The organism is Achromobacter dolens, assembly GCF_902859745.1.
GTDB classification, from domain to species: Bacteria; Pseudomonadota; Gammaproteobacteria; order Burkholderiales; family Burkholderiaceae_B; genus Achromobacter; species Achromobacter dolens.
In genome coordinates, this window is record NZ_CADIJW010000047.1 from 1 (window position 1) to 15,365 (window position 15,365).

General features: G+C 68.4%; 14 protein-coding genes. 4 read left to right on the plus strand and 10 right to left on the minus strand.

Annotated features, from left to right (window positions below; all coding sequences use genetic code 11):
* Positions 1-224: 224 nt before the first annotated feature.
* The 3 genes from argA (at position 225) to HV783_RS23705 (ending at position 4,045) form a co-directional block, all read left to right on the plus strand.
* Complete coding sequence (gene argA, locus HV783_RS23695) at positions 225-1,583, plus strand: amino-acid N-acetyltransferase (RefSeq protein WP_059269702.1); 1,359 nt, start codon at positions 225-227, stop codon at positions 1,581-1,583.
* Between the two features lie 108 nt (positions 1,584-1,691).
* Positions 1,692-1,964: an oxidative damage protection protein gene (locus HV783_RS23700; RefSeq protein WP_006384045.1), complete on the plus strand. Its 273-nt coding sequence runs from the start codon at positions 1,692-1,694 to the stop codon at positions 1,962-1,964.
* A gap of 128 nt (positions 1,965-2,092) precedes the next feature.
* On the plus strand, positions 2,093-4,045 hold the full coding sequence (locus tag HV783_RS23705) for a phosphocholine-specific phospholipase C (RefSeq protein ID WP_175189988.1): 1,953 nt from the start codon (positions 2,093-2,095) through the stop codon (positions 4,043-4,045).
* 84 nt (positions 4,046-4,129) lie between these two features.
* Here the strand turns inward: HV783_RS23705 and phoU are convergent, their stop codons facing one another.
* From phoU to HV783_RS23730, 5 genes are all read right to left on the minus strand, one after another.
* Complete coding sequence (phoU, locus tag HV783_RS23710; protein ID WP_049072639.1) at positions 4,130-4,855, minus strand: phosphate signaling complex protein PhoU; 726 nt, start codon at positions 4,853-4,855, stop codon at positions 4,130-4,132.
* A gap of 157 nt (positions 4,856-5,012) precedes the next feature.
* Positions 5,013-5,693, minus strand: coding sequence for a ribose-5-phosphate isomerase RpiA (gene rpiA, locus HV783_RS23715; RefSeq protein WP_054501267.1), 681 nt, complete (start codon positions 5,691-5,693; stop codon positions 5,013-5,015).
* A gap of 36 nt (positions 5,694-5,729) precedes the next feature.
* Positions 5,730-7,394 carry an isovaleryl-CoA dehydrogenase gene (locus HV783_RS23720; protein WP_175189989.1) on the minus strand — a complete coding sequence of 555 codons (1,665 nt, stop codon included), beginning with the start codon at positions 7,392-7,394 and terminating at the stop codon, positions 5,730-5,732.
* Positions 7,395-7,461: 67 nt separating this feature from the next.
* Positions 7,462-8,991: an amidase gene (locus tag HV783_RS23725; protein ID WP_175189990.1), complete on the minus strand. Its 1,530-nt coding sequence runs from the start codon at positions 8,989-8,991 to the stop codon at positions 7,462-7,464.
* 99 nt (positions 8,992-9,090) lie between these two features.
* Positions 9,091-10,494, minus strand: coding sequence for a DNA recombination protein RmuC (locus HV783_RS23730; protein WP_175189991.1), 1,404 nt, complete (start codon positions 10,492-10,494; stop codon positions 9,091-9,093).
* A 165-nt stretch (positions 10,495-10,659) separates the two neighbouring features.
* Between HV783_RS23730 and HV783_RS23735 the strand changes: the two genes are divergently transcribed.
* Positions 10,660-11,403: a PhoP regulatory network YrbL family protein gene (locus HV783_RS23735; RefSeq protein ID WP_054501269.1), complete on the plus strand. Its 744-nt coding sequence runs from the start codon at positions 10,660-10,662 to the stop codon at positions 11,401-11,403.
* Positions 11,404-11,412: 9 nt separating this feature from the next.
* Here the strand turns inward: HV783_RS23735 and HV783_RS23740 are convergent, their stop codons facing one another.
* The 5 genes from HV783_RS23740 to HV783_RS23760 are packed head-to-tail and all read right to left on the minus strand — an operon-like array spanning position 11,413 to position 15,361.
* Positions 11,413-12,093 carry a DNA-3-methyladenine glycosylase gene (locus HV783_RS23740; protein WP_437341328.1) on the minus strand — a complete coding sequence of 227 codons (681 nt, stop codon included), beginning with the start codon at positions 12,091-12,093 and terminating at the stop codon, positions 11,413-11,415.
* Positions 12,094-12,142: 49 nt separating this feature from the next.
* On the minus strand, positions 12,143-12,499 hold the full coding sequence (locus HV783_RS23745; protein WP_175189993.1) for a Spx/MgsR family RNA polymerase-binding regulatory protein: 357 nt from the start codon (positions 12,497-12,499) through the stop codon (positions 12,143-12,145).
* Positions 12,496-13,305, minus strand: a complete 810-nt coding sequence (locus tag HV783_RS23750) for an ABC transporter permease subunit (RefSeq protein ID WP_006384055.1) — start codon at positions 13,303-13,305, stop codon at positions 12,496-12,498. Before HV783_RS23750 ends, HV783_RS23745 begins: the two co-directional genes overlap by 4 nt.
* Positions 13,302-14,237 carry an ABC transporter permease subunit gene (locus HV783_RS23755; RefSeq protein WP_175189994.1) on the minus strand — a complete coding sequence of 312 codons (936 nt, stop codon included), beginning with the start codon at positions 14,235-14,237 and terminating at the stop codon, positions 13,302-13,304. Before HV783_RS23755 ends, HV783_RS23750 begins: the two co-directional genes overlap by 4 nt.
* Positions 14,234-15,361 (minus strand): ABC transporter ATP-binding protein, encoded by a 1,128-nt coding sequence (locus HV783_RS23760; protein ID WP_068951450.1) that lies wholly within the window; start codon positions 15,359-15,361, stop codon positions 14,234-14,236. The genes HV783_RS23755 and HV783_RS23760 overlap by 4 nt, the downstream gene beginning before the upstream one ends.
* Between the last annotated feature and the right edge of the window lie 4 nt (positions 15,362-15,365).

Consider the following 15,365-nt stretch of genomic DNA (forward strand, 5'->3'; position numbering starts at 1 on the left):
GGGCCGCGGCGTCGGCGCGCGGCTTGCCCGGGGCCCGGGTCGGCCCGTCGGCCTGTGCGGGCGGCCGCGGGCGGGAAGATTCTGGCATGTACGATTTGTCCGGTTAGCTGCCTATTATATAAACGCCGCGCGGCCATATAATTTCGCCACGCCGTCCCGTGACGGCGCGTTGACGCGGCCCCCGGGCCGCGTTGTTGCCACTCTCAGGAATTGCCCCACCCATCATGCCCGACCTGGAACCAGACACCGTCTCTGCCCTTGAAGCCCCCGAATTCGCCCCTGCCCAGTTCGTCCGATGGTTCCGAGACGTCGCGCCCTACGTGCATGCGTTCCGAGGCAAGACCTTCGTGGTGGCGTTTGGCGGTGAGTTGGTGCAGGCCGGGGCGCTGAACGCGCTGGTGCAGGACCTGTCGCTGCTGTCGTCGCTGGGCATCCGCCTGGTGCTGGTGCACGGCTCGCGCCCCCAGGTCAATGAACAATTGCGCCTGAAGGGCTTCACCCAGCAGTTCGACCGCGGCCTGGCGCCCACCGACGCCGCCGCGCTGGAATGCGCCAAGGAAGCCGCCGGCGAGATCCGCCTGGACATCGAGGCCGCCTTCAGCCAGGGCCTGCCCAACACGCCGATGTCGCACGCGCACATCCGTGTCATTTCGGGCAATTTCGTCACCGCCCGCCCCACCGGCGTGCTGGACGGGGTGGACTACAAGCACACCGGCCAGGTGCGCAAGATCGACGTCGACGCGCTCAAGTTCGCCATCGAGAAGGGTTCGTCGGTGGTGCTGCTGTCGCCGCTGGGTTTCTCGCCCACCGGCGACGCCTTCAACCTGGCCATGGAAGACCTGGCCACCAGCGTGGCGGTGGCGCTGCGCGCCGAAAAGCTGATCTTCCTGTCCAGCGAACAGGGCGTGCTCAATGACGACGGCTCGGTCGACACCGAGCTGGCCCGGGTCGACGCCGACGCGCTGCTGGCGGCCGGCTCGCTGGACGAGGAAACCGGCGCCTACCTGCAATACGCGTCGCTGGCGGTCAAGCGCGGGGTGGCGCGCGCCCACCTGGTGCCGTTCTCGCTGGACGGCAGCGTGCTGCTGGAAATCTTCACCCACGATGGCGTCGGCACCATGGTGGTCGAAGACACGCTGGACGACCTGCGCCCGGCCACGCTGGATGACGTCGGCGCCATCCTCAGCCTGATCGAGCCGCTGGAAGCCGACGGCACGCTGGTGCCGCGCCCGCGCAGCGTGATCGAGCGCGACGTCGAGAACTTCACCGTGCTCGAGCACGACGGCGTGATCTACGGTTGCGCCACGCTGCACAACTTCCCCGAGGATCACATGGCCGAGATGGCCTGCCTGATCGTGCACCCCGAATGGCAGGGGTCCGGCGAGGGCGAGATCCTGCTGCGCCACATGGAATCGCGCGCCCGCGCTTCCGGCGCCAAGCGGCTGTTCGTGCTGACCACGCGCACCTCGCACTGGTTCATGAAGCGCGGCTTCGTGCAGGGCGGCATCACCGACCTGCCGCGCGAAAAGCAGAACAACTACAACCGCTCGCGCAACAGCCTGGTGTTCATCAAGAAGCTGTGACGCGGGCACCGCGGGTTGCCCTACCCGCAGTACCCGCAGGGGCTTGGCGGCCTTCCGGCGCCAAGCCCGCTAAAATGACGCATTACCCATTCTTTCCGGCAGCGAACCATGGCCCGTACCGTCAACTGTGTGAAATTGAAGCGTGAAGCCGAAGGGCTCGATTTTCCGCCCTACCCCGGCGAACTCGGCACCCGCATCTGGCAGAGCATTTCCAAGGAGGCTTGGGAAGAGTGGAAGCAGGTGCAGACCCGCCTGGTCAACGAAAACCGCCTGAACCTGGCCGACGCCCGCGCCCGCAAGTACCTGCAGCAGCAGATGGAACGCTTCCTGTTCGAGGACGGCAGCGTCGAAGCCCAGGGCTACGTTCCGCCCTCGGCCTGATGCCGCCGCGCCGCCATGCGCGGCACGCCTGCGAAGCCCCTCGTCCGCGAGGGGCTTCTTGCTTCTGGCCGGTGCGCCCGGCCGCCCTGCCTTAAGATTGCGCCATTGCTGGCCGTACTAATGCCGTCATGAAAGAAGAACCGAGTTCCGCCGACGCCTCCGACCTGCCCCCGGCCATCCGGCGCGCGCTTGCAGTCGCCGCCGACCGCAAGACCGGCACGATCAACGATGTGCGGCACGTCGTCATCCTGATGCAGGAGAACCGTTCCTTCGACCACTATTTCGGCGCCCTGCCAGGCGTGCGCGGCTTTGCCGACCCGTATCCCGCGCCGACACTGGCCGGCGACGTGCTGACCCAGGCCGACGGCGCCCAGCGGCTGCGTCCCTATGCGCTGCAGGGCGAGTACGCCAGCGACACGCCGGTGGGCTACATCACCCCGCATACCTGGGACGACGCCCAGCGCGCCTGGAACGACGGTCGCATGGATCAATGGCTGGCGGCCAAGAGCCGCCTCGGCCTGGGCGCCTACCGTCCCGCCGAAGTGCCTTTCCAGACGGCGCTGGCCAATGCCTTCACGCTGTGCGACGCCTACCATTGCTCGATCCAGGCCGGCACCAATCCGAACCGGCTGTTCCTGTGGACCGGCACCAACGATCCGCTGGGACGCGCGGGCGGTCCGGCATTGGTCAACACCTTCGACCGCCTCGGGCCGGCCGACCTGGGCTACGGCTGGACCACCTACCCGGAACGTCTGCAGGCCGCCGGCATCGACTGGCGCATTTACCAGGACATGGCGGACAACTTCCACGACAATCCGCTGGCCGGCTTTCGCCAGTTCCGCCGCCAGCACGATGCCGGCGACGCCGACGCGCCGCTGCGCGACCGGGGCCTGTCCACCCACACCCTGGACGACCTGGCGCGCGACGTGGAACAGGGCGCGCTGCCGCAGGTCTCCTGGATCATCGCCCCCGCCGCCGACTCGGAACATCCCGAAGTCTCGTCGCCGCGCCAGGGCGGCGCCTACACCGAACGCGTGCTCGAGATCCTGACCCGCAACCCCGAGGTCTGGAGCGGCTGTGTGTTCCTAGTCACCTACGACGAGAACGACTGTTTCTTCGATCACATGCCGCCTCCGGCCCCGCCGGCGCGCGCCCCCGACGGGCGCTCGGGCGGCCTGTCAACCATCGAGCTGGACGGCGAATACCACGACGTGCGCCACGGCCCCAGCGCCGCCACCCCGGACGATCCGCCCGCCCTGCACGGCCGCGCTTTCGGCATGGGCCCGCGCGTGCCGATGCTGGTGGTGTCGCCCTGGAGCCGCGGCGGCTGGGTCAATTCGCAGGTGTTCGACCACACCTCGGTGATCCGCTTCCTCGAAGCCCGCTTCGGCGTGGCCGAGCCCAATATCAGCGCCTGGCGCCGCGCCGTGGCCGGCGATCTGACCTCGGCCTTCGATTTCGCCGGGGACCGCGCCCTGCAACACGCCGACAGCGTGCGTCACGCCTGTGCCCTGCCCTACGCGCTGGAGACGGTGGGCCGCATGACCGCCGACGGCGAGCACTACCGCCTGACCTTCCGCAATGCCGGCACGGTCGGCGCCGTGCTGCACGTCTACGACCGGCGGGCGCTGGCGCACGCGCCGCGCCGCTACACGGTGGGCGCGGGCGCGCGGCTGGACGACGGCTGGCGCCTGGATGCCGACGGCATCTACGACCTGTGGCTGCTGGGCCCGGATGGCTTCCATCGCCACTTCCGCGGCGACCGCCGCGACGCCGGCCTGCTGGAAACGCAACTGGTGCCGGTGACCTCGGGACTGCGCCTGCGCCTCATCAACCATGGCGACGCGCACCAGCCGGTGCATATCGAATCGCGCATGGGCGACGGCTGGCGCGCCATGGCGCACGTGCAGGCCGGCGGCGCGCTCGAGTTGAAATACGCCGGCTGCGAAGGCTGGTACGACCTGGAGGTCAGCGCGCAGGGCCTGCCGCGGTTTGGCCGCCGGCTGGCCGGCCGCATCAACGCGGGCAAGTCCGGCGTGCCGGACCCGCGCCTGTGCCAGGGCGCCGACCTGCCGCTGTAGGCGCGCGCGCAACGAAAAACCCCAAGCGCCAAGGCGGCTTGGGGTTTTTTTGCCTGACGGCGGGCGACCGGGCGGCCGCGGCGATCAGTCGTCCTGTTCGGGGGTATCTTCTTCGCCGCGCGCCAGGCGCTCGGTGTTCTTGACGCCGGTGTGGCGCACGTCGGCGCCCTTGACCATGTAGATCACGCGTTCGGACATGTTCTTGGCATGGTCGCCGATGCGTTCGAGGGCGCGGGCGATGAAGATCATGTCGATGGCGCGCGAGATGGTGCGCGGGTCTTCGATCATGTAGGTGATCAGGTGGCGCAGCGCGCCCTTCCATTCCTTGTCCACTTCCTTGTCGCTGCGCACGACGGCGGCGGCCAGGATGGGATCGAGGCGGGCGAACGCGTCCAGCGCCTGGTGCAGCATGGTGCGCACGTTCGAGGCCATGTGGCGCAGTTCGATCACCGGGATGTGGCGGACTTCCGATTCGTGGATGCGGCGCGCCACGGTGGCCACCTTCTCGGCCTCGTCGCCGGAGCGCTCCATGTCGGTCAGCATCTTCGATACGGCCATCAGCATGCGCAGGTCGATGGCGGTGGGCTGGTGGCGGGCGAGGATGCGGCTGATGCTTTCGTCGATCTCCACTTCGTGGCGATTGACTTCCTTTTCGCGCTCGCGCACCTTTTCAACCAGCGTCAGGTCGCCGCTGGCCAGCGCGTCGATGGCCTCCTGGATCATGGCCTCGACCACGCCGCCCATTTGCAAGAATTGCGAACGGACGCTTTCCAGATCAGCGTCGAACTGCTTGTTTGTATGCTCCGTCATCCGGGCTCCCTGCGTGGTTGGTCTCATTGCATTGCCCCGATATGAAAGCGTTTCAAGTATGGGCCTGCACAATCCGCAAGGTTATGACCCAAGTGTGACAGGATTATGAATCGCGGCCTGACCGCCCGCAAGGGCGGCCGGGACGCGCGATTTGCGCTCAGGCGCGGCGATCCAGGCGGCGGATGCCGTTCTGGGTGGCCAGCAGCGCCACGTCGGCGCCGGCAATGGCGAACAGGCCGCAGGTGACCACGCCCGGCAGGTTGTTGACGCGGGCTTCCAGGCCCGGCGCGTCGGTGATCGACAGCCCGGAGACGTCCAGGATGATGTTGCCATTGTCGGTCACGAAACCTTCGCGCAGGCGCGGCTGCCCGCCCATAGCCGTCATGGCGCGCGCCACCGATTCACGGGCCATCGGGATGACCTCGATCGGCAGCGGGAACTTGCCCATGACCTCGACCAGCTTGGATTCGTCCGCAATGCAGACGAATCGGTCGGCAACCGAGGCCACGATCTTTTCGCGCGTCAGCGCGCCGCCACCGCCCTTGATCATGTGCAGGTTGGCATCGATCTCGTCGGCGCCGTCCACGTAGATCGGCATCGACGCCACGTCGTTCAGGTCCAGCACTTTCAGGCCATGGCCGGCCAGGCGCGCGGCGCTGCGCTCGGAGCTGGCGACGGTGCCGCCAATACGGCCCTTGAAGCGCGCCAGGCCGTCGATGAAGAGATCGGCGGTCGAGCCGGTGCCCACGCCGATGATGACATCGGGGCCCGCGACCTGTTCAACGAGTTCCAGGGCGGCGTCTGCGGCTTGCTGCTTGAGTTCTTGCTGGGAGAGCATGGCGAAAATGCGGAAAGGTGAGTGAAGCAGGGAAATTTAGCATGCGACCGCCGCCGGCCAGGCCCGCGCCAGGATCGCGGCCACCTCGGTGCCGGCCGGCAGCTCGCCGAACACGCCGCCCACCGCGCCCAACCGGCTGCCGACGAAACCCCGCGCCACCGGCTCGGGCGCGTGCTGGATCAACAGCGCCGCCTGCCACAGGCGCGCCAGGTCGCAGGCAATGCGGCGGGCCTGGAACTCGGCCTGGCCCGAATCGGCCAGCAGCGCGCGCCACCGCGCCAGGGCCGCATCGAATTCCGGGTAGCGGCCGGCGGCGGGCGCGAATTCGCCCTCCAGCGCCGGCAGCGCCTCGGGTTCGCGTTGCAGCGCGCGCAGCACGTCCAGCGCCATGACGTTGCCCGAACCCTCCCAGATCGAATTGACCGGCGTTTCGCGGTACAGGCGCGGCATCGGGCCTTCCTCGACGTAGCCGTTGCCGCCCCAGGCCTCCATGCATTCGGCCACCGCCGCGATCGCGCGCTTGCAGATCCACAGCTTGGCGGCCGGCGTGCCGACCCGCGCCAGGGCCCGCGCCCCAGGGTCGCCACGCTCGTCCACCGCGCGCGCCAGGCGCAGCGCCAGCGCCTGGGCGGCTTCCGACTCCAGCGCGAGGTCGCCCAGCACATTGCGCATCAGCGGCTGCGCCAGCAACGGCTTGCCGAAAGCCTGGCGGTGCCCGGCGTGGTGCAGCGACTGCACCAGCGCCTGGCGCAGCAGCGCGGCGCTGCCCAGCACGCAGTCGAGTCGGGTGGTGGCGGCCATCTCCAGCAGCACCGCCAGGCCGCGGCCGGGCTCGCCGACCATGACGCCCCAGGCATCCTCGAACTCGACCTCGGCGCTGGCATTGCTGTGGTTGCCCAGCTTGTCTTTCAGGCGACGGATGCGGACCGCGTTGCGCGGGCCTTCCGGAATCCAGCGCGGCACCAGAAAGCAGCTAAGGCCCTCGTCGGTCTGCGCCAGCACCAGATGGGCGTCGGCCTGCGGCACCGAGAAGAACCATTTGTGGCCCACCAGCGAATAGGGACAACCACGCCCGATGGCGCCCAGCGGCGCGGCGCGTGTCGTGACCGCGCGCAGGTCGGAGCCGCCCTGTTTCTCGGTCAGGCCCATGCCGATCAGCGCGCCGCGCTTGCCCGCCAGCGGCGCGTCGGCGCCATCGAATTCGCGCGAATAGAGCGCGGGCAGCCAGTCGCCGGTGTAGTCGATCACGCCCGCCGGCTCGCGTTGCAGCAGCGGCACGGCGGCAAAGGTCATGGTGGTGGGGCACAGCGTGCCGGCCTCGACCTGGCCCTGCATCAGGTAGGCCGCGGCCCGCGCCACCTGCGCCCCCGGCACCGGCTGCGCCCAGGCACGGCTGTGCAGGCCGCGCGCCACGATGCCGCTCATCAACAACTGCCAGGCGGGATGGAAATCAACGTGGTCGACGCGATGGCCGGCCCGGTCATAGGCCTGCAGCCGCGGCGGATAGCGGTTGGCGTCGACGCCAGCAGCCAGGGTCTGGGCGCGGCCCAGCCAGGCGCCATGCGCGGCCAGGTCGCCGCTCCAGGCGCCGGCGCCCTCGCGCGCGGCGGCCTCGCGCAGCGCCGGGTCGGTGTCGAACAACGAATAGTCTTCCAGGGGCGGGACCTGGTTGAGGACGGTATGGGTCACGAACGACGGCATGCTGGTGCTCCTATTCGCTATTCATTCGTCGGCGCGCCCCCGGCTGACGACGCGCCCCGCCCCGCGCCTATCGGGCGATGGGCGCGACCCGCTGCCAGGGCCGCAGCGCCTCGACCTGGGCGGCCAGTTCCAGCAGCCAGGCCTCGCTGCCCAGCGGGCCCATGACCTGGATACCGATCGGCAGCCCGTCGGCCGACAGGCCGAACGGAATCGAAATGGCGGGCATGCCGGTCAGGTTGGCCAGCGGCGCGAACGGCGAATAGCCGATCACGCCCTTCTTGCCCAGACGGTAGGCCAGGTAGTCGGCGTTGTCCATCGCATAGCGGCCGAGCGGCGCCGGCAACTGCGCCAGCACCGGCGACAGGAACAGGTCATGGCCCTGCGTGCCTTCGCGATGCAGGAAGCGGCCGATGCGGCGCGTGATCTCGTGGCAGGTGTCGACGCAGGCCACGTACTGGGCGCCGGAAATGGCGCGGGCGTATTCGCGCGCGCCGAGCGTGGTGGGCTGCAATTCGTCGGCGGCGAGCCGGCGGTTGCGGGCGCCGACGTGGCTGTCGATGGCGTTGGCCGCGGCGCTGGCGATCAGCGGCAGCATCGGCGACAGCACTTCCTCCGACCCCACCGGCGGCGCGGCCGGAACCAGTTCGTGGCCGAGGCCGGCGAACAGGCGCGCGGCCTCATCGACCGCCGACGCGACCTCGGGATGGATCGCCCCGCCCTCGTAGGTGGTGTTGATGTAGGCAATGCGGCGGCGCGGCGACGAGCGCGGATCGGCCGACACCCGCGCCGCGATGTCGCGATACGATTCGCCCGGCCTGGCCGGCGCCGCATAGGGCGCGCCGACGTCGGCGCCAGCGCTGATATCCAGCGCCGCCGCGCAGTCGCGCACCGACAGGGTCATCATGTGTTCGGTGGCCAGCCCGCCCCAGCCCTCGCCCTTGAGCGGTCCCAGCGGCATCATGCCGCGCGAGGGCTTCAGGCCCAGCACGCCGCAGCACGAGGCCGGGATGCGGATCGAGCCGCCGCCGTCGCTGCCGTGGGCGATGCGCACCATGCCGCTGGCCAGCGCCGCGCCCGCACCGCCGCTGGAGCCGCCGGCGCTGTGGCCGGCCTTCCACGGATTCTGGGTGGGCGCGCCGTAGACCGGGGATTCGCTGGTGGGGCTCAGGCCCAGTTCGGCGCTGGTGCTGCGGCCGAACGGGATCAGGCCGGCGCGCCGATAGCGCTTGACGATCTCGGCGTCGACGCTCCAGTCGACCTTGCCGTACAGCACCGAGCCCATGGCGCTGGGCAGGCCCAGCGCGGCGGTGCCGAGGTCCTTGAGCAGGGTTGGCACGCCCAGGAACGGACGCTCGTCCAGCAGGGCCAGCCGCTGCTGGGCGGTCAGCGCCGCCAGCTCGCCGTCCAGCGCGCGCGCCAGATCCAGGCCCAGTTCGGCCTGCACGCCGCAGGCCGCGTTGATCGCCGGATTGCGCGCCGCCACCCGCTCGAGCGCCTGCTGCATCGCGGCATGCGCCGTCGTGGCTCCCTGGGCGATATCGGCGCCCAGCGCCATCGCGTCGAAGGAAGAGGAATCAACTCGGTCAGCCGTGCCCATGCTTACGATGCTCCAGATATCGACGGCGGAATGCCGCAACGATGAGGATATCGACAGAGCGGCCGGGTCACAAGCCGGGCCGGGCGACCGGCGCGCGAATCAGGCGCCGGAACCGTGGGCAGCCTTCGTGGCCGGCGCGTCGTCCGTGGCGGCGGCCTCGTCCGCGCCCTCGTCGGCCGTGGCGCCCTCGCCGCCCAGCAGGCGCAGCGCCTCGGCCTCGGGCAAGGCCTCGACGCTCTTCAGGTTACGCAGCATGGCGCGCGTGCGCACCTCGGTCTGGCCGATCTTGCTGCTGGCGGTGTCCAGCGTTTTCTTGACGCCGGCCAGCGCGTCGCCGAACTTGCCGAACTCGGTCTTGACCGCGCGCAGCACCTGCCAGACCTCGGACGAGCGCTGCTCGATGGCCAGCGTGCGAAAGCCCATCTGCAGGCTGTTGAGCAGCGCCGCCAGATTGCTCGGACCGGCCACGTTGATGCGCAGGTCGTGCAGGCGGTCAAGCAACCCCGGGCGCCGCAGCACTTCGGCATACAGGCTTTCGGTCGGCAGGAACATGATGGCGAAGTCGGTGGTGTGCGGCGGCGCCACGTACTTGCCGGCGATCAGCCGCGCCTGCACCTCCACCGCCTTGCCTAACGCGGCGCCGGCCGCCTTCACCCCCTCGGCGTCGGCGGCTTCCTGCGCATCCATCAGGCGCTCGTACTCTTCCTTCGGAAACTTGGCATCGATCGGCAGCCAGACCGGCGCGCCGCCATCGCCTCGCCCCGGCAGGCGGATGGCGAATTCGACTACCGCGTCGCTGCCCGGCACCGGCTTGATGTTGGCGGCGTACTGCTCGGGAGTCATGTTGTCTTCAATCAGCCGCGCCAGTTGCACCTCGCCCCAGGTGCCGCGCGACTTGACGTTGGTCAGCACCCGCTTGAGGTCGCCCACGCCGGCGGCCAGCGCCTGCATCTCGCCCAGCCCCTTGTGCACGGCCTCGAGGCGGTCGGATACCTGCTTGAAGGATTCCCCCAGGCGCTGCTCGAGCGTGGCGTGGAGCTTTTCGTCGACGGTGCGGCGCATATCGTCCAGCTTCGCACTGTTGTCATTTTGCAACGCCTGCAGGCGCTGATCGACGGTGGTTCGCACCTCCATCAGGCGTCGCTCGTTGATCTGGATCAGCCCTTGCAACTGCTTGCCGAAACCGGCGGCGAAGCGCGCCAGCGACTCGGCCGATTCGGCCCGCGCCGCCTGCGCGTCCCGCGTCAGGGCGGCGCGCAGGTCGCCGTGGGATTGGGCAAGTTCCTGGCGCAGGCCGCGGGTGGATTCGGCAAACTCGGCGCGCAGGCCGCGCTGGCTTTCCGCCATATCGGCGCGCAGGGCCCGCTCTGTGCGCTCCAGCCCCTCGAGCAGCGCGTCGAGCCGGTCATCGCGCGCCGGCCGCGACAACCATGCCGACAAGGCGATCAGGCAAGCCAGCACCGCGCCGCCGGCGGCAACCCACAGCAGAACTTCATTCGACAAAGTGGCCCCTTTTCAACGCCGCGCACCCACGCCGGGCGCGTGAAATTATAGGACTCTAATCCGCCCCCCCGTAGCCATCGGAAACGACTTCCCAGACCCATTAAAAGGCGAAAAGCAAGCAACGGCATTAAACTGTTAACAACTTACATATAACCTTAAAAACAGTTGAATACAGCTGATCTTTCCACACTCTGTCCTCCCCCGGTCGCCTTCGGCTCGGTCTTCGGTCCATTGAATCTCAATGACGAAACGCCGGTCGCGATGGGGGGAGACCGTCATATCTTCCAACATCCCCACGCGCCGTCCCTGCTGGTCAAGGTCATGGACATGCAGGCGCGTGCCGTCTATCTCGAAACCCGCCCGTTCAAGCGCTGGTACAAGCAGTACCAGCGCGAAAGCGCGTACCGCGTCTACCTGAACGAAATCACCGAATACGTCACCACCACCACGCGCCCGTCGGGCGTATGGCAAGTGCCGATGGCGCGCATCCTGGGCGTGGCCCAGACCTCGCTGGGCCTGGGCCTGCTGGTCGAAAAGATCACGGACGAAGCCGGCAACATCGCGCCCACCGTGGCCGACCTGGCGCGCCAGGGCAAGATGAACGAAACCTTGTCGGCGCAGTTGGACGAATTCATCGAGGACCTGGCCGACGCCCACGTGGTGCTGCACGACCTGTCGCCCAGCAACATCGCCTGCGGCTTGAATGCCGACGGCAAATCGGGCCTGTTCCTGATCGACGGCTTCGGCGTACTGCCGCTGGTGCCGGTATACGCCTGGAGCAAGCGCCTGAACCGCAGGCGCATCCAGCGCAAGTATGCCGATATGCGGGCCGCCATGGCGCGGCGCGCGCGGGAAGCGGCGCTCAGGGCCGCAGGCCGCGCCGACGGCGGCGGCGCCCCCACGACCTGAATCGCGCGCTCAGGGCGCCCGCTCCAGCGGCCTGCCCTGCAGGTCTACCCAGTGATAGTCCCGCCCCGCCTGCTGCCCGCGCCGCAGGGGATTGCGGGTGCACCACGCCGCGTAGGCCGGATCGACGTAACGGTATTCCAGGTGTTCGTCGCGTCCGGCCGGAATGCCCAGACGGGTGGTGCTGATCAGGACCTGCGGCGACTCTCCCACGTCCGCGACGTACAGCGCCTCGGGATCGAAGCGCCGCGCGTCCCAGTCCGGCACCTTCAGACCCAGCGCGCGGCACAGCAACGTCTGGCCGGCGCACAGCCTGCCCGGCGGGCGTGGCCGACCCTGGGCATCGGGATTCAGGGCCTGCATGCGCGCCAGCGCGTCGGGACCGGACAGGGCGTCGACCCAGGGATAGGCGGACTTGATCAGCACGGCATTGCCGGGACCGCCGGCGCTGAAGTTGAGCGAGTCGCCGCCGCGGGCGTAATACATGTAGACCACGCCGCCATCCATGAACAGGGCACGGCGCTTGTGGGTGTAGCCGAGCGAAGCGTGGCTGCCCTTTTCTTCCAGATAGTAGGCCTCGGTCTCGATGATGCGCGCCGACAGCCACAGGCCGTCGACCCGATGGCGCACCACCTTGCCCAGCAGTTCGCGCGCCACCTGGCGCGCATCGCGATTGAAAAAGGCATCGGGCAACGCCTTGCCGGCGCCGCGCGATGCCTTGTCGGCCCTGGCCGCCACGGGATCAGGCGAAGCGTTCGCCGTAGCGCTTTTCGCTGAAACCGACGCCGACCTCGCCATCGGGCGTCACCGCCACCGGGCGGCGCACCAGCGCCGGGAACTCGGCGATCAGCTTGGTCCACTGCGCGTCGGTGCTGGCGGCCTTGCGCTCGTCGGGCAGGTTGCGCCAGGTCATCGAGGCGCGGTTGACCAGCTTTTCCCAGCCGCCGAGCTGGCCGGCCCATTCCTTCAGGGTGGCCGCCGGCACCGGATGATCGCGATAGTCGATGAACTGGTGGTCGACGCCGTGCGCGGTCAGCCACTCGCGCGCCTTGACGCAGGTGCTGCACTTGGTCAGGCCATACAGGGTGGTTTGCTTCATTTGGGTTCGGACTCCTTGCGCCATTGCATGCGGTTGGCCAGGATGACGCAGGTGCCCACCGCCAGGATGAACAGCGTCGCCAACGCATTGATCTCGGGTTTCAGGCCCAGCCGCACGCGCGAGAAGACTTCCATCGGCAGCGTGCTGGAGCTGGGGCCGGACAGGAACGACGCCAGCACCACGTCGTCCAGCGACAGCGTGAAGGATAGCAGCCAGGCCGAGGCCAGCGCCGGCGCGATCAGCGGCAGCGTGATCTTGAAGAACACCGTGATCGGCGTGGCGCCCAGGTCCAGCGCGGCCTCTTCGAGCGAACGGTCGAGGTCGCGGATGCGGGTCTGGATCACCACCGCCACGAAGGCCATGCACAGCGTCACGTGGCCGACCCAGATGGTGAAGATGCCGTTCTCGGCCGGCCAGCCCAGGTGGCCGCGCAACTCCACGAACATCAGCAGCAGCGAGATGCCCAGCACCACTTCGGGGATCACCAGCGGCGCGCTCAGCATGCCCACGTACAGCGCGAAGCCGCGGAAACGGCCCATGCGTCCCAGCACGTAGCCGGCCCAGGTGCCGATGATGACGGCCGCGGTGGCGGTCATGGCCGCGATGCGGAACGACAGCCAGGCCGCGCGCAACAGCGCGTCGTCGTTGAACAGCGAGTGGTACCAGCGGAACGAGAAACCGGTCCAGGAAGTGACGGCGGGCGACTCATTGAACGAGAACACCATCAGGCTGATGATGGGCACGTACAGGAAGAAGTAGCCCAGCCCCAGCACCACGGCGCGCAGGGTCTTGTTGGGACCGTTCATTTGCGCCCCCCGCTGGCCAGTTCCTGCTGCTTGACCTGGTTGTACTGGAACAGCGCCAGCGGCACCAGCAACAACAGCACCATCACGCAGGTCACCGCCGAGGCCATCGGCCAGTCGGTATTGTTGAAGAACTCGTTCCACATGACGCGGCCCATCATCAGCGTGTTGGCGCCGCCCAGCATTTCGGGGATGACGTATTCGCCGACCGCCGGGATGAACACCAGCATGGCGCCGGCGATGACCCCCTGGCGCGACAGCGGCACGGTGATCTGCCAGAACGCCTGCCATGGCTTGGCGCCCAGGTCGTAGGCGGCTTCCAGCAGGCGCAGGTCCATCTTCACCAGCGTGGCGTACAGCGGCAGGATGAAGAACGGCAGGTACGCATAGACCATGCCGATGTACACGGCCAGGTCGGTGCGGTAGATCTCCAGCGGGCTGGAGATGATGCCGAGCCATTGCAGGAAGTTGTTCAAGAGGCCGTCGTTGCGCAGGATGCCGACCCAGGCGTACACGCGCAAGAGCAGCGAGGTCCAGAACGGCAGGATCACGCCCAGCAGCAGCAGGTTGCGCACGCGCGGCGACGAGCGCGCGATGTAGTACGCCATGGGATAACCGATCAGCACACAGGCCAGCGTGGTGATGGCGGCGATCTTGACCGAGCTGAGGTAGGTGGCGAAGTACAGGCTGTCGGTGAACAGCAGGATGTAGCCGCGCAGGTGCAGGCTGAACTGCACCGCCTCGTCCTTGAATTCGGCCAGCGAGGTGTACGGCGGAATGCCGAACTTGAGCTCGGCGAAGCTGATCTTGAACACCAGCAGGAACGGCACCAGCAGGAACGGCACCAGCAGGAACAGCACCAGCCAGGCGAACGGCGGCACCACCGCCAGCGCCCGGCCCGAGGGCAGCCAGTCGCGGGGCGAGAAGCGGCTCATGACGCCAGCACCGTCGCGCTGTCGGCGTCCCAACTGACGAAGATGTCTTCGTCGATGCCCGGGGCGTCCAGTTGGGCCAGTTGCAGGCTGGGTACGCTGGCCTCGACCATGGCGCCGGAGTCCAGGCGGATCTGGTAGAGCGCGTAGCTGCCCATCCAGGCCATGTGGCTGACCATGCCGTGGGCCCAGTTGTAGTCGCCCGTCGGCTGTTCGCGCGACACCACCATGCGCTCGGGGCGGATGGAGACGTGCACGTCCATGCCCAGCGGCTCGCTGACCCCGTGGCTGACGTACAGCGGGCGGCTCAGCTCGGGACTTTCGATGGCGACGTGGTCGGGTTCATCGACCACGATGGTGCCGGTGAACATGTTGGTCGAGCCAATGAAGCTGGCGACGAAGCGCGAGTTGGGAAAGGCGTAGACATCCTGCGGCGTGCCGCACTGGACGATCTGGCCTTCGGTCATGACCGCCAGGCGATGCGCCATGGTCATGGCCTCTTCCTGGTCGTGGGTCACCATGATGCAGGTCACGCCGACCTGCTCCAGGATCTTGACCAGCTCGATCTGGGTCTTCTGGCGGATCTGCTTGTCCAGCGCCGACATCGGCTCGTCCAGCAGCAGCAGCTTGGGCCGCTTGACCAGGCTGCGCGCCAGCGCCACGCGCTGCTGCTGGCCGCCGGACAACTGATTGGGCTTGCGGCGCGAATAGCCGGCCATCTGCACCAGGTCGAGCGCCTCGAACACGCGGTCGTGGATCTCGGCGCGGTCCACGCCTTCCTGCTTCAGGCCGAAGGCCACGTTGGCCTCGACCGTCATGTGCGGGAACAGCGCGTACGACTGGAACATCATGTTGACCGGCCGCCGGTACGGCGGCACGTTGGTGATGTCCTCGCCATCGAGCAGGATCTGGCCCGAGGTGGCTTCCTCGAAACCGGCCAGCATGCGCAGCAGCGTCGACTTGCCGCTGCCGGAACTGCCCAGCAGCGCGAAGATCTCGTTGCGCTTGACCGAGAGATTGACGGAACGGACGGCGACCACGTCGCCGAAGATCTTGACCACGTCGGCGACGCGGACGAACTCGTCCGGATCGGCCGCATGCTGCGCCGAGTAACGGCTATCGCTCATGATG

What these genes read in the sequence shown, in the direction of transcription:
- argA (WP_059269702.1), top strand. Translation starts at nt 225, where the DNA reads ATGCCCGACCTGGAACCAGACACCGTCTCTGCCCTTGAAGCCCCCGAA.
- HV783_RS23700 (WP_006384045.1), top strand. Translation starts at nt 1,692, where the DNA reads ATGGCCCGTACCGTCAACTGTGTGAAATTGAAGCGTGAAGCCGAAGGG.
- HV783_RS23705 (WP_175189988.1), top strand. Translation starts at nt 2,093, where the DNA reads ATGAAAGAAGAACCGAGTTCCGCCGACGCCTCCGACCTGCCCCCGGCC.
- phoU (WP_049072639.1), bottom strand. Translation starts at nt 4,855, where the DNA reads ATGACGGAGCATACAAACAAGCAGTTCGACGCTGATCTGGAAAGCGTC.
- rpiA (WP_054501267.1), bottom strand. Translation starts at nt 5,693, where the DNA reads ATGCTCTCCCAGCAAGAACTCAAGCAGCAAGCCGCAGACGCCGCCCTG.
- HV783_RS23720 (WP_175189989.1), bottom strand. Translation starts at nt 7,394, where the DNA reads ATGCCGTCGTTCGTGACCCATACCGTCCTCAACCAGGTCCCGCCCCTG.
- HV783_RS23725 (WP_175189990.1), bottom strand. Translation starts at nt 8,991, where the DNA reads ATGGGCACGGCTGACCGAGTTGATTCCTCTTCCTTCGACGCGATGGCG.
- HV783_RS23745 (WP_175189993.1), bottom strand. Translation starts at nt 12,499, where the DNA reads ATGAAGCAAACCACCCTGTATGGCCTGACCAAGTGCAGCACCTGCGTC.
- HV783_RS23750 (WP_006384055.1), bottom strand. Translation starts at nt 13,305, where the DNA reads ATGAACGGTCCCAACAAGACCCTGCGCGCCGTGGTGCTGGGGCTGGGC.
- HV783_RS23755 (WP_175189994.1), bottom strand. Translation starts at nt 14,237, where the DNA reads ATGAGCCGCTTCTCGCCCCGCGACTGGCTGCCCTCGGGCCGGGCGCTG.
- HV783_RS23760 (WP_068951450.1), bottom strand. Translation starts at nt 15,361, where the DNA reads ATGAGCGATAGCCGTTACTCGGCGCAGCATGCGGCCGATCCGGACGAG.